Consider the following 21,578-nt stretch of genomic DNA (forward strand, 5'->3'; position numbering starts at 1 on the left):
GTTATTAATGATTTCTGTTATCTACCAAAAATCCACATTATAAAAGATACTTTTGCAGTCAATATTTAGGGATGCTAACTCAACTAAACACGCTTAATAAGATACTGAATGTTTATATCAAGGCTTTCAGTAAATGCTAGGTATCACTCAGAAGTGAACCAGTGATTATTGAGTTATACCCTATCAACTTATTCCCTATCAACTAAGTGTATCCATAAGTAATTGGGCCTTAACCTATTAACCTCAGAGTAGCCAGAGCAACCAGAGTGAACTCCTGGATATCGAGGCCAACTCTTGCAATATATGTTCGTTCTACTTAGTTTTACTCATTTAAGCATTAGCCAGTAAGCCACAGCTCATTAAATCGTTAAATACAAACAGCACAACTAATCTCATCTTTTTATGCACTATAGATTGATCTGCTTATGATGTATTAACGTATATCAGAAAGAGATTTGTATAAGGCAAAGCCAAAGCGTATTCAATTTTACTAATTTGGCTGAAAAACCCACAGTCAGTAGTGTTTGAAGCAAATAATGCTTTACCTTTGTCGGTGGTTTTAGCATAATGCATCTCGTCAACAGGGGTATAGTTCCAATTGGTAGAACAGCGGTCTCCAAAACCGATGGTTGCGAGTTCGAGTCTTGCTACCCCTGCCAAATTTAGAAGGCCTAGCAGAAATGCTAGGCCTTTGTCTTTTCAGACTTTTATTTATTTCCCTATCTTTAAATCACTCTTAAACTCATACTCATAATTTTCAGTATTTTCTGTTTGGTGACCAAACGGTGGCCAAACGGTGACCAAGTGGTGACCATAGCTTTTTAGAGGCAGCCAATTTTTCTATTGATAGTTTAGTACTAACACCTAGTGTAAAAATTTCCATAACTAATAACGATAATCGAAACTAGATAGTTAGCTTGGGAAGACTCTTTACATCAATAAATAAGAACCTTCTTATTATTAAGCTGGGAAGTCTACACCGCTTTTGTCAGTTTTATTTTTAGAAAATCTCCGTCGATCTAACCTTACATTATTAATAGCTTATTAAGCACTTAGACTTTAATCAAAAATAAATCACGGTTCTTTACTAAGCTATCGCCATATGTGATCTAGCCGTATATCATGGGTTAATAAGGACATATGGCGCATTTTTATGAACTCCACCTCTCTTTTTTATAGTCAGAATGCTATAGAGCTAGCTGAACAATATAATGGTCTTGATTTTAAGTCTGTACACCAATCGTGGAAGTTATATTGGCCAGAATTAGGACCGAATGTTTTAGATATTAGTGCTGGTTCTGGGCGTGATGCTAAGTGGATGAGTGAGCAAGGTTGTGAGGTCATCGCTGTAGAGCCAAATGATGCATTGCGTCAAATAGGGCGACAAAGTACAGGCCCAGAAGTCACTTGGCTTAATGATTCACTTCCAGTTCTTAAAAACGTGCAAAGCTTAGGAATGCGTTTTGACTTAATACTTGTAAGTGCAGTGTGGATGCATTTAGCTCCTTCATTACGTGAAAGAGCATTTCGCAAACTTTCAAATCTATTATCCCCAAATGGTAAATTAGTCATTAGCTTGCGTCATGGTGAGTTTACTGATGGCCGGCAAGGCTTTTCTGTCTCGGTTGAAGAGCTAGAAAAATTTTCAAAAGATCACGCGTTGCACCTTCAATTAGTATCGGGTAGTGAAGATAATCTTCAACGGGCAGATGTGTCTTGGCAGACTGTTGTATTGAATTTGCCTGATGATGGGGCAGGTAACCTTAACACTGTTCGTCGAATTATTGTTAATGACTGTAAATCGGCGACTTATAAGCTTGCTCTATTGAGAACGTTACTTCGTATTGCCGATGCTCACCCTGGGGCTGTGTTAGATCGTAGTGATGGTAAAATCGCACTTTCAGCGGGTTTAGTTGCTCTATATTGGGTTCGTCAATTCAAGCGCCTTATTGATTGTAATGGTCAACTAATCTTGGACACTTTGTTAGGCACTTTTCATTAATTTCATCTCATATTCTACAGGAGAGATGTTTCCCAGTTTGTGATGTCGTCTTTTTTGATTATAAAACGGCTCGATGTAATCAATAATATCTGCTTTTGCTTGTTGTCTTGTTTGATATCTTCTGTAATTGACTCGTTCAGATTTTAAACTTCTAAATACACGCTCAGTGACTGCATTATCTAAACAATTTCCAGCACGACTCATGCTTGCTTGAATTCCTAATTCACGTAAGCAATATTGAAATGCTTCACTGGTATATTGAGCGCCTTGATCTGAATGGAATATAACCCCAGTTAATGGTTCTCGCTTATTCACAGCCAATCGTATAGCGCGTGTGGTTAACTCTGTATTGGGTTTATCTGAGAATGCCCAACTGATTATTTTTCGTGAGCATAAATCAACGATAATGGCTAAATACAGCCAACCTTGGCCTGTACGTATATACGTAATGTCACCTGACCAATGCGTATTTAGTTGCCCAGGGTTAAACTGTCTGTTCAGATGATTCGGTGCAATAACTGATGCTTTACCTGGCCAAGGGTAACGATGTAATCGTGGACGTTTAGCAATTAACTTAAACCTTCTCATTAAGCGCCTGACTTTATAGCGTCCCACACGGTAACCTTGATGATTAAGCTCAATCATCATTCTACGGCTTCCATAAGTCCCATCCATTTCATTATGGATATGTTTAACTGCAGCTTCTAAGCGAATATCATCTGACTTTATTGCTTTAGGTTTTACATTCAAATAAAACGAACTGCGTGCTAATTTAAAACAACGGCCTATGTGTTGAACATTAAATCCTGCCTTCTTCAATTTTAACGCGACTTGCTGCCTTTGTTCATTTCTATAGCGAAGCAGGCTGACGCTTTTAAAACAGGTTATTGTCACTTTCTAGCTGGTTAACTTGTTTTTCTAGCTCTTGAGTTCGTTTTTACTCCGCGGTGATAGTCGATGTTTTAGGCATGATACCAACTTGCTCTTCTCTGTATTGACGCAACCATTTTTGTAATGTTGAATATCCAACATTCATCGCATCAGCAGCTTGTTTAACTGGGTACCCTTGAATGGTTATTAACTCGACACATTCTAATTTAAATTCGGCTGTAAATTTCTTCATTATTACCTCGTTGGTTTTGGCTATGATACCTCCAACAAAGTGTCTTGTATGATTAGACCATTACAACTGCTCCTGGGTGGTCAGATCTAGTTAAGCAATTTTATTATCAGAAAGCTGTTTCTCTTCTAGAGGGTGTAAATACTTCAGTATCTAACCATTTTATTTTTCCAGGAAATTGTATGAAACTCAAGGCTGTTCATGTTGCAGAGAGAGGTAGAATCGTAAAATCAGAAAGCGATTGTATGAGCGAATTGTATCCTACTATACATTGTCATTATCAAGATCCTGTTGAATTATTGGATGTTTTTGTAAGAGGTGCAAAGTTAACTAAATTAACTGACGATATTTTACGAATCACCTAATTTAAGTGTTGGCTATTAATATTGTTCAATAAGCTACTGATAAAGTTAATTATAGTTGCAGTGTTCTCATTTTCAAAAATAATATCACCACTTGAGCTATAAATTTCAGGATTCACTTTATCTCCTTCATTAGTTGCTTCTTGTATTAAGTATCGGGCGTTTGACTCTTCACGCTGTGCTGGGTCTGGATAATCAACCCAGAGGACGTAGTATTGTGAGTCGACATTGAAGTAAAAGCTTGGGCTTACATCGTTATGTCAGCTTTTATCTTTAAGAAAAGGGTAATCGCCTAAGTTGAAACCTAAGTCAAAGTTAGTATCAAATTCATTTTTATAAAGCATAAATGTTTTCCAATTAAAACTCTCTCATTGAATTTCCAACAACTCACCAATTTCCACATCTAGATACTTGCATAGCGTCTCTAAAACATCTAATTCCACACGAGTAGCAGTTTCATTATAAAGGCGGGTAATAGTGCCTCTATTGATATCTGTATCCCTTGCTACATCAGAAACCTTAAGTCTCTTCTCACCGAGTATTCTGGAAAGGTTACACTTCAAAATGAGCTCCAATCATAAAAAATGTTCTCCTGCAGATAAAAAAAGCTTGCAAAAGATAATAAATGAGCATAAATTTGTTCTACAGGAGAGCAAAAAAGCTTTCTGTGAAATCAAATGACCTATCGGAGAGTATATTATGTCTAATACTTATTTAACAGCAGAAGAGTTATCCGTACGCATTAAATATGATGCGAGAACGATTCGTGATCAGTTAAAGGATGCCATTTTGCTCGAGGGTATTCATTACATCAGACCATTTGGAGGACGTAAAATCCTGTTCATTTGGGAGAGTGTTGAAGAACTCATGTTGTTTGGTTACTCAGGTGTTTTACCAACTAAATAACGAGGTGAGCTATGGGCAGTGTTAATACGCGTAATAACAAGTTGTATCTCGACTTTCGATTCAAGAGTGTCCGTTGTCGTGAAATGACAACATTAGAGGATACTGCAGCAAATCGTAAAAGAGCGACAGCAGTACTTAAGCGAATAGAAGCTGAAATCCAGTTAAATCAGTTTGAGTACGCTCGTCACTTTCCTAATAGTAAAAATTTGCTGAAATTTGATGTCTATAAATCCGCTGCAGAGGGTAGTGAAACCAGTGAGACTAAGTGCGATTTAGTTCGAGTGTTTGTCGAACAATGGCTGCTTGAGCGTAAAGCTGAGTGGCGTCCATCTCAACTTCGAACTATCGAAGATATTCTGACGCTGTATGTACTGCCTCGCTTTGGTGAAAGTGCCATTAACTCGATAACTAAATCTGAAATCTTAAAGTTTCGTGCTGATTTAGTTGAGGGAAGTGTATTCAGTAAAGAGCTATCGGCTTCGCGCATTAATCAAATCCTGTCGCCTCTTCGAGTGATATTAAATGATGCAGCCGAGCGTTATGACTTTACTAGCCCTTGGAAGTCAATCAAGCCTTTGCCCGTTAATCGTAAGCCTGTTCATCCTTTTACATTAGATGAAGTATTTAAGTTTTTAGACTTTGTTAGGCCTGACTTTCGTTGTTATTTTCTCACGAGGTTTTTCACTGGAATGCGCACCGGAGAGATTGATGGCTTGCAATGGGAAAATGTAGATTTTGAGCGCAGGCAAATTTTAGTTCGTGAGTCTTGGGTTAGAAATAAGCTTGGTCCAGTGAAGACTAAAACCTCATTACGTGAAATCGATATGAATGAATTGGTTTTTGATTCATTAACCAAACATTACCAGCAATCAGAAGGTCATGGGTTTGTGTTTCAAACTGCTGGTGGTAAACCCATGAACAATAAGAATATGTCTTATCGGGTTTGGTATCCCACCTTAGATATTGCAAAAATACCAAGGAGAAACCCTTACCAGTCAAGACATACAGCGGCAACGCTATGGCTAGCATCAGGTGAGTCACCAGAGTGGATCGCAAAACAAATGGGGCATGCAAATACAAATATGCTTTTCACCGTGTATTCGCGTTATGTGCCAAATTTAACCCGCCGCGATGGCAGTGCATTTGAAGCATTTTTAAATAAAAATATAGAGGGAAAATTATGAATAATAATACTCGACTTAACTTAGCGAATTACTTATGCAAGCGCTTTTATTGTCAACCTACGGGAAGAGAACTAAGTTGTATTTTAGATTTGCCAAGTTCTTCTAATAATTTGTCAGCATTGGTTGAATGGATTAATAAGTTGTACTATCAAGAGCGAGGTAATGATTTATTGTGGTGGGAGAACCGACTGCAAAGGCAGTTAGAGTCCAAAGGTTATCAACTATAAATAGTGTTGATGATTCACTTGAGTTAACTGTTATAAGCAAAATGCACCTTCATTATCGACAGGTGTATTTTGCTCATGGAAGTTAATTAAGGCACTAATCATAAGACATATTTTATGGGGCGTTAAAATAATTCAAACAAATTTGTGTTCAAATGGTTGTCAGGTTAATACGGTGATAATTCTATGAAAAATGATGATTATTTACAGGATCCTGAAGTGCATTGGGCTGGACTAAAGACTGTACTGTTTATTTTAGATAAGTGGCAATGTAATTCTATCCAGAAAGAACGGTTACTAAACTTAAAGCTAGTAACTATTGATTTAATGTCAGATGTTCACTTGACCGAGGAGCAACTATTTAGGGTAAGCTATATTCTTAATATACATGCAGAGTTACAAACAATTTTTTCAAATAATGACAACATATATGGTTTTATGACAATGAAAAACCTAAATGCACCATTCAATGGCTTGACGCCTTTAGATTTTGCGATTAATCAAAAGATGGATGGACTGAAAATTGTTATGGAACATTTAATTTCACTCAGTATGAAGTGGTAAAGCCAATTGAAAAATTTGAAAGCATATAGGCCAGATATATAAAATCATCAGGCTCAGAAAGGTCGCGCTGTCAGTTTAATGTAGCTTGTATTGATCGTACCCTAGACCTATCAATAGTTATGTTTGTCTGGAGCAGGAATATACAAATCATAATGGAAAGCTAGTGGCTACTGCTTACTGTCAGTATGATCATTACATCAAGGGAAATTTAAGAGTGTTGCTTAGCCGGAGGCTGTGAGCTAATCATTAAGTGTGATAAAGAGAAACATTTTGGGGGGGAAAACATTTTTGAATGAAAGGCCCTTGACCCTCAGTTGTTATTGCTCTACTAAAGCACCCTTTAGCTTAGCATCAGCTGCGATGTTGATATTTGCTTAAAGAACTCCGCTTTAAAGTCTGTTTCTGAAAGCTGTAAATTAAACTTTTCAGGCTGAAATGTTTTAATCATTATTTTGTTATTTACTTGAAAGTAGTGAAGGTGTGCTAAAACCTCTATTTGGTTAGACTTTTGTTCTTTCCAGTCTTTAGCGACTAAGTACAATTGAACTACTCCTTGGGCTTGTATTTTTCCTGATAACACTGTGAATACCCCACTTGTTTTCAGAGACTGTGAAGCCTGTTGAGGCAAGACTATGTCCTGCAGAAATCTTGCTTTTTGGGTGAGCCTATATGAAGATAAAGTGGTAAGTGGCATTTATATCAATTCCTTATTTTTAATTAAATTTGGAGTTTCTTATAATGTCCTCGACGAATTGTCATTGCGAGTTCACTAGGGCTAAAATAGATAATGTTCACTAATTATCATTCATCATCATGATTGCCATCATATGGAACAAGTAGAGAATTGAAGTCGAAGAGTATTTACTCTTTGAATGTGTTTTTGTTATTTCTTTTTCTTGTGAATGTCTGAGTTCTAACCATACAGCTCCTTTGCCACTCCGACCAGTCTTTGAGGACGGTTTTAACTTTATCGTTTGAATTCCTTTGAAAGTTTGCTTCCAACTAATACCAGAGCTCCCTTGGGGAATAGATAGTGTTTGAATTCGCCATTGTTCTTTAGGGATAGTAAATTCTAAAGTTCTAATGAACCGTGTTAAATCGTCAGGGTTACTGAATAGAATACCTGGCTTACTATTGCATTTATTATTAAGTGCGTAGCTAATTGCCCAAGTTATATTTTCCTTATCACTCGAGTAAACCTTACGTACGTTAATGACAACTTTAGATAGCCATTTTAATTCTTGTTGGTTTCTTGGCTTTACAGGCAACAGCTTATTTATTGCGTGTGAAGTCCTTAACCGAGGATGTCCATAAGTGGTTTTTTTGTTCATTAAGTACTTTGCATTTTTATTAAACTTCTCAATTTTCTCTAGAGGGATAGCAAACTTGTATGCAATTTCTGTAGGCGAACAACCTTTTTCTATCTGCCTTAGGGCTGCGTAACAAGTATCTAATGATATAGACGTTGCTTTTTCATTGGATTGGTAATTCGTCAGTTTGCTTTTCAGTTTCTTGGCGGGTAGTAGAGACTTTACAGGTGTGATTTTCAATTTTTTTAGCAGGTTAGGTAATAGCTCTTCTGCTGTAACACCTTGGACTGAACCATTTTTAATAATTTCCGTAGCTTTTCGTCTAGAAGCCAAATGTAATGAACAAATTTGATCTCGATTTAAATCTAAGTTCATTTTCAACATGTTACGACCAATAATAAAATCGCAAAAATGAAAGTAATTCGTAAAACATGTTTCTGGTGATGAATGGCCAACAAAAGCCGCTATGGCATAGTATTTATTTCGAGAATTTTGACCACATATTCGATCAATAATCTCCTGTGCTATGACACCAGAATACGGAACCGCTTCAGGGATTAATTCGCCTGCATCGCATAGTTCAACCATTAACTGTAATCGAGATATTGCAGTATGTCTTAAGTGATGGAAAACAAAATGATTTAACCCCGACAGTTCACGAAGTGTGACTTTAACAAAATGAGATATTAACTGCTTATTAACTGGTTCATTTCGGTTTAGCCCTATTGTAAACAGCGGTCTAGATTTATTGATACTTTCGTTATTTTCATTGGTTTTGGGAATAGTATCGTTGATAATCGTTTTTTCACTTTCCAGAAGTAGTTCAAAAAGTGGGACACGTCTTAAAGCTGCAGAGCTTTTATTGTTGCCAAACCGATTATTTCTAATTGACATCCAGCCTATATCTGAAGGCTCCAAATCACCTACTCTAAGCTTAATAACTTCACTTAACCTAAGCCCGCAACGAAACGAAATTATAACTATAGATTGTAGTACCAGTTTCTCCTCATCATTAATATCCTCTAAATTTACTATTGTTGTTAGTAAAGCAGCAAACAGTGTCTCATCAATGAACCCTGCATTTGTATGCGCTTTTGAGGCGTAACCTGAATAGATGGGCTCGATTAATAGTGGAAATTTAAATTTTGCTGTAGCAAAAGCGTGAAAGTCACTTAATCTAGCAGCAAGGCTACTTTTTCTGTTTGGAGATGCGGTCTGTTCAATAAGCTCGCGATATAAATCTTGAAAATCTTGTTCGTCAAAAGTTTCTAGCGCATGTGTATCTGTCAGGTGCAGCCATTTTCTTGATATTGTCGAATGATAGGTTCTTATCGTTGAAGGTTTACAGGTTGAAAGTTTGAAAATATACCAATTTAGCAAAGCAGTTTGGGACGTTGAAAGGTATAGGTTTTTTTCTAATTCTTTAAGTTTGATTATCAGTGAGCGAGAAGTTAATTTTGTTGAACCCGTTGGTTTGAGCGCTTCAACTAGCTGCTTAAAAAATCCTGTAGAAGGAAGGAGAGTTGAATGGCGTATAGAAGCTGAGTCTTTTTTCGTCGTTATAGAATATAGCTGAGCTCCTTTAACTTCGTTGACAATGGGGGACTCCAATCTAGCAAGGTTATCATCAGGCAAAGAATAAGCTTTAGTATTTCCAAGAGCGAACTCGAGTAAAGCTTGGCTTATTCTCACATTATTGTGAGACTCAATAACGGTCATTGAGGAGTTAATTAGGTTTGCTAAGTTGGTAGCTAAAAATTTTTTATTTGTTGCCGGCTTTATCAAGAAATTGTAAATCGTTTTTCGAGTGTTCGGGGGGCTCCAGGGGTTATGCTCTATCATCTCTGAAAGTTGCTTGAAATGTTTAATACAAACAAGCGTAAATGGCGACAAATAGCATTTAAACTGAGTACTTGTGTGTTCTTTGTGTCTGATGTTTGAGTGGTAACCGCTAATTTTTTCATCAACGATTAGCTTGATAAAGGGCTTGTTTTTGAAGCTTTGAATTTTTAATGGGGTGATAATGGCGTTAGCAAAGGCAAGTACCAAGTGTATATTGCTAATCCCTGAGTGACATATGAATGATAGCAGCGCGGAGCGAAAAGCCACTTCGATATCATTACTGTGCCCACAGCACTTTAATTCATGCATCCATTCAATGTATAGTGCGTTAAATGCCCAACACCGCTTCATGACGTTTTGGTTTCTTATCGATGTTTCTGCTTTTTGTTGGATGAAAAAGGTAGGGATTTCAATTTTTGGGTTGATGATATCTGCACGCTCGGATAGGTTTAAGACACATGAATTAAACCCTCTTTTAAAATCTGTTATTTTAGAGTATTGATTCCTCAATTCCTTAATAAGCTCAGACCAATGGCTATCGAAGATGCATTGGGATTGAAATGCGCTATCTGACACAAAATGTTTTTTCTGTAATTGTTTTGCTATTTCTTTAACTCTGAAATGATGTTTTTTACGTTTTCGTTCCCTTTCTTGGACACCAATCGCTTTAGACATATTTTACCTCAGTAAAACCGATTTTGATTAGGGTGTGATTTATACATTCACTCACAATATGCAAATCCTTAAAACTGTAAGAACTAAATCGAGTAAACGCTGGCTCATTGAGTTCTGCATGTCCCATCCAAGCCGCTATTATTTCTGGGGGAATATCATTTTGGGCCAAAAGAGTTCTAATGTAATGCCTGTGCCAATTGACTGGAAAAGGAAGCACGGAATCAAAATGCTTGGCCATTGCCTTAGGGGTAACCTCTTCTACTTCTTCATTATTGATATAAAAAAACAAATGGGCTTTACCATTAGCTGCAGAAGTAAAACGCTGGCTGATTTTGCGCTGATTATGATTTAATGACCAAGTTAGTCCCATTAAATAATCGACATATTGTTTCAGAATTTTAATTGTAATATCAGGTAATATGACAACCCTTCCAATCGTATTTTGTTGAATTTCTTTATCAGAAATCCAGAATTGTCCCGTTTTTAAATCTAAATCCGATATTAAACCTAACCAGCCACTGACAGGGCGATATCCAGATGATAATGCAAGAGTAATTTGGGTGTAATAAGTTATGAGGTTGTGGCGTTCGCTGGTAAATTTATTATCAAATTTGTCGATTTCAGTTTGTAGGATTTTAATTAATTTAGTCAATGCAATGTCTAAAATAGGAAGCCCGCTTCCGAGTATTCCTAATTCTTGACAGTAGTCTTTATGGTATTCAAAACTGATTTTGCCGTGTTTTTCGAGATACGTTATATATCGTTGGTAAGATTGGATAAGCTTGTTCATTGGAATTTGAGTATATGATAACTCTGGGTAATTATTCGGGCTGTCTCCTTTAACTAAAGCGCTTAGTGTTGGATCAATGCCACTCTGCTTAAAATAGTGAGTTAGCGTGTTGTCTATTTTATTTTTTGTTAAATGAGTGCCATGTGTTTTATTAACATTAGAGATTAGAATTTTAAATTCATCATCGATTGTCGGAGAATAACTTACTAAATCGTTAACCTGTATTTGCGTCGGTAAAGGGAGGTAATATTCTGATTGTACTGGGGTGGCAAAGTTACTGATCGTTTTACGAAGTGCTTGAGTTGGGAGTACATGTTTTCGCTTTATACTATTTTTTTCAGGTATAAAGTCAATTTTGCTTAGTAATTCTATCTTGCATCCCAGAATTAAGGATGTCAGTGCCGATGAACGACACTCGGAGCTAATAGTATTTGAATTAAAAAGTGCTTTGATTAAGCATGAAATCTCAAATTCGCTTGCTTGACCTATATTGCATGGCAAACTCATATGGTTTTTTAATATCTGGTTATGTGCTATTTGAGCAGTAAGCTTTTTAACGACATAACCATTTTTAGAAGGAGTATTGCTCGAGTACAAGTATGCTTTTTGTGTCTGGATTGAGTTGGATTCTTCCTTCTCCCAATTATCTCCTATTTTTATTTCTTTAAGCTCTGTAATATTCGGTGCGAGATCTGTAAAAATTAAGTCAGTTTTATCTTGGCCATAATGAGGCCTTCTTTTGCGGGTAAAGCCTTGTTTATCGATATTACTGTCTCTGTATGACACAAAAAATTTTGAAGCTTGCTCTTTGGTTTGTTTGGAGGCTGCTTTATTTTCTTTTGCCCTGAGTCTTTCTAGCTCATTGATTAAATCTGGGAATTGTTTACTCACAATGTCAGGAAGTAAATTAGAAAGCGCATCTCTATTACCTAAAGACCACTGGCGCACCTCATTGCAAACACTTTTTATTGCAGACTCATGAAGTCCCATCATGTATAACTTTAGGCAGACGAAAAGTGTGAGTGCCTTGTATTGTTCAAACTGCTTGTGGTCTTGTGAAGGGGAGAGCATGACACTGAATATAAAAGCTGTAAAATAATATTGTTCTAGTTGTCTTTTACTGGTCAATTCGCGATATAAAAACCTGAGGTTTTGTTTATGTTTTTCAGTAGACGTAGATGGGTTAGTTATTTTAATTTCAGCTAATGATTTTATCACCGCCAATGCTGGGAATTCTCTCTGATATTGATGACTTAAGACCCTTGTCAGGTTAATTATTTCATGAGCGATGGTAGCGTGATAATCAATTAACTCTTCAGGAAATGCATTATTTACAGCATGCTTAATTGTTTCGGTATCAAATTTTGAAAGGTGAGAGTTCATTATTACTATCCTCATTAATCAATTGTTCAAAAATAGAAATATGATTTTCTGCTTGAGAAGCATTGTGACGAGCCTTTTGCTTGGCAATGGTATTTTTTGTTTTTCCTGCCATTTGCGCTAACAAAGTCACGCTTAAGTGAGGCTTGAAATACAATCTTTTAGATATTGATTTCGGAATTTTCTCATTAATATTCGTATGTATTAGATCCAAGTTCTCGCTTGATATGGAGTTCAGTAGGGAGTTAGATAGCACAGCTTTCCAGGCTAATATTTCAACTTCATCATTAGTAATGTTTTTATGAATAAGAATCGTAGCATCTTTAAGTTCTAGGCTATCCAAATTAAAAATAGTTGATTCAAAACCTGAGAAAATATGTAGTTCTGTTTCAATTATTATCCCTCTGAAAATTGCATCACCTCTCAATGATTTTATATTGAATAAGTTTTTTCTAATACCGCTGGAGAATAAAGGTTGTTGTTTTTTTATAAATTCAAAAGCTGACGTTGCAGCAGAGTGAATTTTAATTTCGGAGATTCTATTTTTATTTTTTGGGGATAAAAAGCTAATCATCGCAACCTCATTACTTTTGAAATAATGAAATTAGATTGCTTTTGTTGCAGGTGGAAGTCAAGGTGTAATTTATATTTATATTTGTATTTTTTCAATACCTTATGCGTGATTTTTGTTTTTTTAGCGAAAAGTGTACTTATCAAATACTATATAAGTAAATCAGTTCTCACTAAGGGGGGGCGCGCAAATTTAGCTGTACTTATTTTGACAAATTTGTAAATTTAAAGTCGATATTTACCTAATTTTATATTTCAGCAAGGTTAATTTTATCGTTCCAAATAAGTACGTTAATCAAATCTAAGTTTGATGTTTTAACCTAGGGGAAACGAACCCACAAATGCGTATTTTGAACGGTTTAACTGCACTTAATCATCATTTAGGATTATTAGATTGGTTTTTAGTGTTTTTTTTGTTTTAAGTGATTGTTAAATACTGGTAATTGTAGTTACGTTTGTTCCAGATTTAGTCGTTGACATGGCATAGCTAATCTAGCTGTTGATTAATGGTGGCCTACAATGACTATAAAGGGTAATTTTTTACAATTTTTTGTTGCTTAGTAAATCGGGTACGCAAAAATGGTTTATAAAGTTTAATTTTGCTACGTCATTGACTTTGTAACCCTCCCATAAAGTCAGAATCATTTATTCTCGCAAATTGAAGTGGAGTTCTGTCATTTTCGGTTTGGAAATCCTATCCATCTCATGAAATACAAGATCGACAACCTCTCCCCATATCTCCGCTAATGCTTGAGCTTGTTTATCCTCTGTGTCGGGTAACAATTTACATATGCTTTTTTCATTAATTCTCCAATGAAGAACAGTTGACCCACTTATGAACATCATATAAAAAAGGTAGGGTAAATGGGTACTTTTACTTGATAAAACTCAGAGGCCGTAACTCATTATGATGGGGCATAAATGATTTAGACCCCTGACATGTTTCTGGACAGAAATCATTTAGACTCGAAGACCTAAATAACCCTCAATACATTACTGAATGTATTCTGACTCAACCAAAACCACAACACATGTGAAAATCAATCTGAATAAATACGCAAAAGGCAAGGTTCTGATACCTTGCCTTTATTCTACTTAAGCAGCATACCATCCATCGGCCAGTACTTCAGCCTGCTCAAGTACAAGTTTAATTGCCTCTTCAGCAGCATCCGGTGGGTACTTCCAACGTCTTAGTAACCGCCGCACAAGATTACGCATTCTAGCCCTTACACTATCACGCTTTTGCCAATCAACAGTTGCTGATTTACGTAATTGTTGGGTAAGTTCAATTGCAAGGCTGCGAAGAGTGTCATCTCCAAGTTTTCGAACTGACTCTTCGTTTTCTATCAATGCACGATAAAACGCAATCTCATCAACGGAAAGGTTCAACTTATCAAGCATCTCCGCATCTTCTTGCATCTCCTTTGCCCATTTAATCAGTTCTTCAATAACTTGGGCCGTTTCAATGCTACGATTATGATACTTTTGAAGTGTCGACATAATACGTTCGGAGTATTTTTTCTCCTGAACTTTATCGTTTTTCATGCGAGCTTTGACTTCATCACGAAGCAGCTTTTCTAGCAACTCTACAGCTAGGTTCTTCTCCTTCATATTCTTTACATCTTCTAAGAACTCTGGTGAAAGTAAGCCAATATTGGGTTTATCTAAACCCACCATGGAGAAGATATCATCAACTCCATCAGCAACTACCGCATTATTTAAAATTTGCTTTAAAGCTGTATTTCGTTCTTCATCAGTGCGCTTTTTATCTACTGTAGAGTGCTTGATAAAAGCCGTTTTAATCGCAGAGTAAAACGCAATTTCGTTCTTATAACCCTGAGTTTCATCCATGGTGTTACACAACGAATATGCCTTAGTGAGTGCCGCCATTACATCTAAAAATCGTCTTTTCCCATCTCTGACTTCTTTTCCGCTACCGTCGGTTTGAGACAGTCCAGATAAATGGTTCACTGCTCCGGGTAATAACCTTAAAGCATCGCTTTCAAAGTTTGGGCGGTAGTTAAACACTTTGCCATCAACGGGCGTTGCAAACATCCCTCTGATGATATCAACCTTCTCCATCAATACTGCAAACGCCTCCGCTGTATCAATTGTTGGCTGGCCTTTCCCTTGGCTATTGGTATAGGTTTTTAGTGCATTTTTAAGTTCATTAGCAATACCAATATAATCGACAACTAAGCCACCGGGCTTATCTTTAAATACTCGGTTTACACGAGCAATCGCCTGCATCAGGTTATGCCCTTTCATTGGTTTATCGATATACATGGTATGGCAACAAGGTGCATCGAATCCTGTTAGCCACATGTCTCGAACGATAACGAGTTGAAGCTCATCGTCAGTATCTTTGTAGCGCTTCTCGAATAGCTTTTTGGTTTTCTTATCGTGGATGTGAGGCTGCATCTTTTCTTTGTCTGATGCAGAGCCTGTCATCACGACCTTTATTGCTCCTTTATCCGTATCTGGGTGATGCCACTCAGGCTTTATCGCTACGATTGCGTTATAGAGGTCGACACAGATTTCACGGCTCATCGACACAATCATGGCTTTGCCAGGAAATGTCGATGTTCGAGTAGTGAAGTGTACGACCAGATCTTTTGCGACTTGGTCAATACGAGGTTGTGCACCAACTAGCTTTTCTAGCGTCGCCCATTGTGACTTCACCTTTTCACGAGTTTCAGTTTCTTCATCTTCACCAATCTCATCTTCAACCTGTTCGTTTAAGTGCTCAATTTCATCTTGATTAATGTCAAGTTTAGCGAGACGTGATTCGTAATAAATTGGAACAGTAGCACCATCATCTACTGCATCTTGAATGTCATAGATAGAGACATACTCACCAAAAACACCACGTGTGTCTTTGTCATCCATCGCGATAGGCGTGCCTGTAAAACCGATAAACGAAGCGTTAGGTAGCGCATCACGCATGTATTTGGAATAACCATAAACGTACTTATGACCGGTCACTGTGCCGTTCTTATCTTTAACCTCAACCATCTTTGACTTATTGCCGTACTGGCTACGATGCGCCTCATCCGACACCACTACGATATTACTTCGTTCAGATAGTCTAGGGTGCTCTATCTCTTCATCCAATAAGGCAAACTTTTGAATCGTTGTGAAGATAATACCCCCAGATTGGCGATTCAAAAGCAGCTCTCTAAGAGAATCACGGTCGTCCGCTTGCTGAGGGATTTGCTTTAAGGTTTCTTGCGCCATCCCGAAAGTATTGTAAAGCTGACCATCTAGATCATTTCGATCAGTCACCACAACAATCGTCGGATTATTCATTGAGGCTTGCTGTAACAATTTACTCGCATAGCAAACCATAGAGATGCTTTTACCACTACCTTGCGTATGCCAGACAACTCCAGCCTTACCAGAACCGGCCTTAATTTTATCAAGCCCCTTTGTCGTCTGAACTTGGTACTTAGCGATATTATCTGCCACCATTGGCAGCTCATTATCGAACTGTTTTGCTTTCACAGTCGCCTCAACAGCTGCTCTCACCGCATGGAACTGATGATAACCTGCAATCTTCTTGATAATGTTATCGTTGTCAGTTTCAAACAAAACAAAGTAGCGAATGTAATCAAGCAATAAATCTTGTTTGAAAAAACCACGAATCATGGTTTCTAATTGAAAGTCTAATAGCGGTCTGTCATCTTCTGTAGCGACAGTTTTCCACGGTAAGAATCGCTCTTTATTAGCAGTTAAAGACCCAACACGCGCCGTCCAGCCATCGCTGACAATCAAAGCTTCATTGAAAACAAACAGATCTGAAATTTCATCTTTGTAAGTTTGAAGTTGATTAAAAGCATTCCAAATATCGGCATGTTCATCGGCTGGATTTTTTAACTCAATAACAGAGATTGGTAGGCCGTTAATAAACACCACGACATCAGGTCGACGATTGCCCTTTGTACCTGTAATCGTAAACTGATTTACGATAAGAAATTCATTATTATTAGGCGTCGTAAAATCCATTAACTGAGCGTGAGTATGCTTTGTCTTCGATTCGCCGTCTTCAACACCCGTGTATTCGACAGGAACCCCTTCAATCACAAACTTATGGAAGGCGCGGTTGTTTTTAATAAGAATTGGCGTGTCGGGGGAAGATACAGTGTTAACCACATCATTCAGTGCCTCTATCGGCAGCTCAGGGTTGATGATTGCTAACTGATTTAATAACCGTTGCTTTAAAACAACTTGATGGTAATCGTCACGTTCTGGAGAACCGCCATCAGGCGCGATGTCATAACCATTTTTATAGAGATAACCTTGCTCGGTGAACCATCTAATACATTCTTGTTCTAATTGGTCTTCAGTAATCATCAAGCTACATCCTTGCTAAAAAGGCACATCATCATAATCCAATGGCACCGCGGTTTCGTTAACCAGCGTAAGCTTAATCGCTTTCCAGCTATAACGAGATTTTGTTTTATCCCAAGACATTACTTGTTGTACTAACACCTTAGACTCATTACTAATATCACCTATGACAAATGGCGGTACAAAGGTATCTTCAACAAAACCAAAGCCTTTGGGGGCAACTCTTAAAGTTCCCTCTAAAAACGCCACATCAGCAACCTCAGCCTTTGCACAAGAGCTAGAACTGATAACAGCTAACTCCCCATTGTCATCTGAGACAACGAGTTCAATGTAATCACCTACTTGCGGTTTTTGCTTGCTCTTATGAAGCCCCATGCGAACAGATAAGGACGTCGACTTATTAACAAATACATGAAAGCCTTTGCCTGATTTATGGATATTTTCAACAATTCCTACCTGTTTCTTTGTCGGCCCTAGCAGATAATCCAACGCATCTTGAGATATAGACTTTAAATAGCCATCAAGCCGCCCTTCATCAACGCTCGCGTCATACCAATTTTGTTGAGATAATTGCTGAAGTTCAGGCTTAACTTTCCAGCCACTGTTTTGGTAGGCCATAATCGCTTTTTTTAGGCACATAGAGGCTTCTGCTGTTTGTTGTCTAACTAGCAATAACGGAATCATTCCCTGTAACAGTTTTAAACTAAAAGTGACTTCGTGGGCAGAGGTAATCCCCTTGGCAAAAAACTTTATTGCTAATTCTTGATCTTCTTTTTTATAAGTTGCAGCCAACGCGCCCCATGCCCAAGACTCAGATTGCTTCTTCTTAAGAATGGGTAGGATTAAGCTACGAGCCTGCTCATATTGTCCTGCAATGATTAAACACTTTGCTTGGTCGTAATCCAACCACATAATATGCTTAGTATCACTGACTTGCTGACGAGTACTATTAATCAATGCCATCAACTGGTTAAAGTCTAATTGCCATTGGTCTCTAGCCCTTAACCATGCAGCAGCCACTTGCCGAACACTAGATAACATCAAACTCGGTACTTCACCTTTTTCAGCTTGGAAAGGTTTTTTCGCTTCGTCATCAAACAAAGCTGTTTGATGACGAAGCACTAAGTGAACCATACTTGGAAACCACTCCAAACATTTTTTAAATTGCACCAACAGCATTTTGTACTCTAAACCGCCAGTGGCAATTTCCAAATTTACTATGGTTTGTAACAGATTTTCAATTTGCTCAAACTCGAAATCTGTAGGGCGATAGTTGTTAGACGAATTCGCGCGCTTATTTATGTTTTCCAACTGATGTTTTAAAAATTCATAACACACCCAAAATAGCGCGCCTTTCAAATATGCATCTTGTGGCGAATGCTCTAGCGCAGTAAAGCCTACATTCCAAGCCTCCTGCAGATTACCAGCTTTGCGCAGGCTATTAACGGTGCGAAAAGGTTGTTCAGACATTATATTTTACTCCACATATCAACCAATTCAGCCAATAACGGCTTAGAGCTACTCAAATTTGGCATAGGTTGTACTTTCTTAAACTGCTGCTTACCGTTGTAATAAAAATCAATAACAGCGGTTTCAGAACCTATGCCAAACGTATATCGCTGACTCCACTGATTTTGATCTAAATGGATAATATTAATATTTCTGCAGCTAAAGACCTCAACAATACGTTGATGAAAAGCTTCTAAGTAGGTCTCTGCAAACAAAAACTCAGCCGTTGCAGCCGTTTTTGTACCATCAACTAACAGCGCCCCCTGTAAAGGAGCTAAGCAGTGTTGTAGGCTCATTTGTAGTAAACCGGTTCCTTTAACATTTATCGACGAAACTTTATGTTTACCATTGTAATTAAACTGTACTTCTGCGGTGTTTTCTTCTGCTTTAAATACATATAACTCTTGGTATTGATGATGCCTAACTTCAGTGATCTCTATCCCTGAGCCAATGAGCTGTGCTTTTACCTTTTCCAATAAATGTTCCAGATGGGTCCTTAATGCGCCATCGCCTGAAACATCATTGCAATTATTATCTTCACCGGCAGCTACGTTGATAGTGGGAATAGTTGTTTCAGCTGTTGGTAATAGATGGGTTAACCAACCTTGATCCCCAACAATAGTTGAACCACCACCAAGTGATAATTTTGGCTCATCTAATACATATAGATTCGAAGAGGTGCGCGTAATCGCCGTATAAAGCCAACGGAAATAATCCTTAGTCAGCGTTTTATAATGAGAAGAACATTTCACGAGCACGTGCTGCCACTCACTGCCTTGGGCTTTATGGCAGGTAATTGCGTAGCCAAATTTAACTTTAAAAGCATTAAAATAAACATCTTCCTTTAATGCCTTTTTAAGCGCTTCCTCAGCTCCTTTTCTTTTTAAGTGAGAATGGCGATTAAGGAAGTCAACATACAGAGCTTTAGACTCATCTGAAGTCAACGACGGCTCAGAGTTATAAAGCAAGTTTTCAACTATTTTTGCTTTAAAGCGCATAGGTTCATTAAATTCTCCTCGAAAACCAAGTTCAACATCTCTAAAGACTAACTCTACTGATACCGTTTCAACTTTACCCTCAACTTTTTTACTAAAAGTAATACGCTTAGTTTCTGGCTCAGACAAAACATTCAACACCACACCAAATTCACCATTGGTAACCGACATATATTCACGGTAATGGTTTGCCACTGAAATGAGTTTATCACCAGTACATAACTCGTTTTTTTGAGGGAAAAACACCTGTCGGCATTGTCGATTATAATCTGCAACCTGTGCATTGGATGATGCAATAATCGTGATATCTTTAGTTTTCGCAATTTGCCTGTCGCACAATTGCATATAACGTTCAATTACCTGATCGGATTGAAGAGATTCAATATCAGCTTTGCTGCAATCAAAATCCAGTTGATTAAAAACGTTATCGTCAATTGCACCTCGAAGCAGCATAGCGTTATCCATCACGCCACTACCTGATTTTTGTCGTACAACTTCATCGAGCACAGCTGTATGGACAGATAACTTAAACTCATTAGTGAGGTATTCGGCATTTAATGCAGGCGAAAAACTTGCGCCTACAGGAGGCAGCTGAGCGTGATCCCCGATAAAAATAATCTTACGAGTTACCGGTTTATCGCTGTCATCAAGGTTATCTCGACAATAATGTACAAAATCTGTTAATAAGCGCGTAGACCCAAATTGAATACTATCTGAACATGAAGGACTATCAGAAAACATAGACGATTCATCAATAATATAAACCGTCTCTAAGCTATCAATGTTTCGCTTTAAAGGCGCAAGTTCAACGCCATATGAATCTTGCTCTGCAAGCTTCATATTAGAAAAATCAAAAATACTCCTATGGATCGTTGCTGCCGCCTGCCCGGTCTTTTCTGAGATAACCTTTGCTGCCTTGCCCGTTGCCGCCATCAACACACAGTGTTGCCCCAAGGCATTTAAGTAATTAACAATCCCTTTAGTAATGAATGTTTTACCTGTACCAGCATAACCATTCAAAATAAAACTTTCACAATTATCCGATTTCAGAAACGCATCAATCGCGTTAACCGCCTTTTGCTGCCCAGTGGTTAATTCAACTTCGCTAAAAAACTCATTAATCGAAATGCGTTTGCGAGTTTCACCTATCTTCATGTCAAAACTATTTGCCGCCTCACGCGCAGAATTCTCAAATTCTTGTAGCTTTTTTAGCTTCACTTCTGCTGATAAGTAGGCATCGCGACTGTTTTGCAATTCACGGCGAATATTTTCAAGTTCAGCCTGTGTTTGTCGCACTTCTGAATCTCGGTTAGCAATATCCTTAAGTAACTGTTCATTGTCTTTTTGCAATGAATTAATTTCTGTATCATTTGGCGCAATATGCACAAAGTCAGGTACAAACACATAATGAGTTTGCATCGTTTGGATAAACCAGCGGCCAATAAAATAGCACTCTTGTACTAACCAAAGCGCATCCGTTACAGTAATGTCTGCTTTATTATGGACAGCATTATTTCCCAGCTTGCGTACTAAATGAAGTTTGCTCTGAATTTCATTCGGTATTGCCTGACGAAACTGTTGATTATTTAGACGCGCAAACAAATCATTACCGTCAATTTGCTCAAGGCTTAAATAATGGTAGATATATTCAACCAACAGCTCGGTAAATGCACGAAGCTTAAAGGCACAAGTTTGTGGGTCGCTATATACATATGATTCTGCTTGCTTAGCAAGCGCAGCAAGCTTGCTGTAGTCGGAATTTAAAAATGAAAAATTTGAAATTTTCATTAAACTA

General features: G+C 37.7%; 15 protein-coding genes and 1 tRNA gene. 6 read left to right on the plus strand and 10 right to left on the minus strand.

From position 1 onward, the window contains the following. Positions 1-582 precede the first annotated feature (582 nt). Together J8L86_RS20005 and J8L86_RS20010 are read left to right on the plus strand one after the other, a co-directional pair. Positions 583-659 (plus strand) — tRNA-Trp (locus J8L86_RS20005). Between the two features lie 494 nt (positions 660-1,153). After that, positions 1,154-2,002 (plus strand): class I SAM-dependent methyltransferase, encoded by an 849-nt coding sequence (locus J8L86_RS20010; RefSeq protein ID WP_211031362.1) that lies wholly within the window; start codon positions 1,154-1,156, stop codon positions 2,000-2,002. Here J8L86_RS20010 and J8L86_RS20015 read toward each other — a convergent pair. The 3 genes from J8L86_RS20015 to J8L86_RS20025 form a co-directional block, all read right to left on the minus strand. Next, positions 1,985-2,896: an IS3 family transposase gene (locus J8L86_RS20015; RefSeq protein WP_211031363.1), complete on the minus strand. Its 912-nt coding sequence runs from the start codon at positions 2,894-2,896 to the stop codon at positions 1,985-1,987. The genes J8L86_RS20010 and J8L86_RS20015 overlap by 18 nt on opposite strands. A gap of 43 nt (positions 2,897-2,939) precedes the next feature. After that, on the minus strand, positions 2,940-3,125 hold the full coding sequence (locus tag J8L86_RS20020) for a transposase (RefSeq protein WP_211031364.1): 186 nt from the start codon (positions 3,123-3,125) through the stop codon (positions 2,940-2,942). A gap of 727 nt (positions 3,126-3,852) precedes the next feature. Further along, positions 3,853-4,059: a helix-turn-helix transcriptional regulator gene (locus J8L86_RS20025; protein WP_247663573.1), complete on the minus strand. Its 207-nt coding sequence runs from the start codon at positions 4,057-4,059 to the stop codon at positions 3,853-3,855. Between the two features lie 124 nt (positions 4,060-4,183). Here J8L86_RS20025 and J8L86_RS20030 point away from each other — a divergent pair, with 124 nt between their 5' ends. The 4 genes from J8L86_RS20030 to J8L86_RS20045 all read left to right on the plus strand — a co-directional run bounded on the left by J8L86_RS20030 (position 4,184) and on the right by J8L86_RS20045 (position 6,362). Then, positions 4,184-4,390, plus strand: a complete 207-nt coding sequence (locus J8L86_RS20030; RefSeq protein WP_192021460.1) for a hypothetical protein — start codon at positions 4,184-4,186, stop codon at positions 4,388-4,390. Positions 4,391-4,401: 11 nt separating this feature from the next. After that, positions 4,402-5,574 carry a DUF3596 domain-containing protein gene (locus J8L86_RS20035; RefSeq protein WP_211031365.1) on the plus strand — a complete coding sequence of 391 codons (1,173 nt, stop codon included), beginning with the start codon at positions 4,402-4,404 and terminating at the stop codon, positions 5,572-5,574. Beyond that, positions 5,571-5,801, plus strand: coding sequence for a hypothetical protein (locus J8L86_RS20040; RefSeq protein ID WP_211031366.1), 231 nt, complete (start codon positions 5,571-5,573; stop codon positions 5,799-5,801). The genes J8L86_RS20035 and J8L86_RS20040 overlap by 4 nt, the downstream gene beginning before the upstream one ends. 183 nt (positions 5,802-5,984) lie before the next feature. After that, the gene (locus tag J8L86_RS20045; protein ID WP_211031367.1) at positions 5,985-6,362 is read left to right on the plus strand and encodes a hypothetical protein; all 378 of its coding nucleotides are present in this window, start codon (positions 5,985-5,987) and stop codon (positions 6,360-6,362) included. Positions 6,363-6,702: 340 nt separating this feature from the next. Here J8L86_RS20045 and J8L86_RS20050 read toward each other — a convergent pair whose 3' ends face one another. From J8L86_RS20050 to J8L86_RS20080, 7 genes are all read right to left on the minus strand, one after another. Then, positions 6,703-6,942, minus strand: coding sequence for a hypothetical protein (locus tag J8L86_RS20050; RefSeq protein ID WP_211031368.1), 240 nt, complete (start codon positions 6,940-6,942; stop codon positions 6,703-6,705). A gap of 214 nt (positions 6,943-7,156) precedes the next feature. Next, positions 7,157-10,189 (minus strand): site-specific integrase, encoded by a 3,033-nt coding sequence (locus tag J8L86_RS20055; RefSeq protein WP_211031369.1) that lies wholly within the window; start codon positions 10,187-10,189, stop codon positions 7,157-7,159. Further along, positions 10,182-12,362, minus strand: a complete 2,181-nt coding sequence (locus J8L86_RS20060; protein ID WP_211031370.1) for a site-specific integrase — start codon at positions 12,360-12,362, stop codon at positions 10,182-10,184. The genes J8L86_RS20055 and J8L86_RS20060 overlap by 8 nt, the downstream gene beginning before the upstream one ends. Beyond that, positions 12,337-12,933, minus strand: coding sequence for a hypothetical protein (locus J8L86_RS20065; protein ID WP_211031371.1), 597 nt, complete (start codon positions 12,931-12,933; stop codon positions 12,337-12,339). Before J8L86_RS20065 ends, J8L86_RS20060 begins: the two co-directional genes overlap by 26 nt. 1,091 nt (positions 12,934-14,024) lie before the next feature. Beyond that, on the minus strand, positions 14,025-17,282 hold the full coding sequence (locus J8L86_RS20070; RefSeq protein ID WP_211031372.1) for a type I restriction endonuclease subunit R: 3,258 nt from the start codon (positions 17,280-17,282) through the stop codon (positions 14,025-14,027). A 15-nt stretch (positions 17,283-17,297) separates the two neighbouring features. Beyond that, complete coding sequence (locus tag J8L86_RS20075; protein WP_211031373.1) at positions 17,298-18,749, minus strand: hypothetical protein; 1,452 nt, start codon at positions 18,747-18,749, stop codon at positions 17,298-17,300. After that, complete coding sequence (locus tag J8L86_RS20080) at positions 18,749-21,571, minus strand: AAA family ATPase (RefSeq protein ID WP_211031374.1); 2,823 nt, start codon at positions 21,569-21,571, stop codon at positions 18,749-18,751. The genes J8L86_RS20075 and J8L86_RS20080 overlap by 1 nt, the downstream gene beginning before the upstream one ends. Between the last annotated feature and the right edge of the window lie 7 nt (positions 21,572-21,578).

Origin of the sequence: Shewanella sp. MMG014 (assembly GCF_018100775.1) — a bacterium.
Taxonomy (GTDB): Bacteria; Pseudomonadota; Gammaproteobacteria; order Enterobacterales; family Shewanellaceae; genus Shewanella; species Shewanella japonica.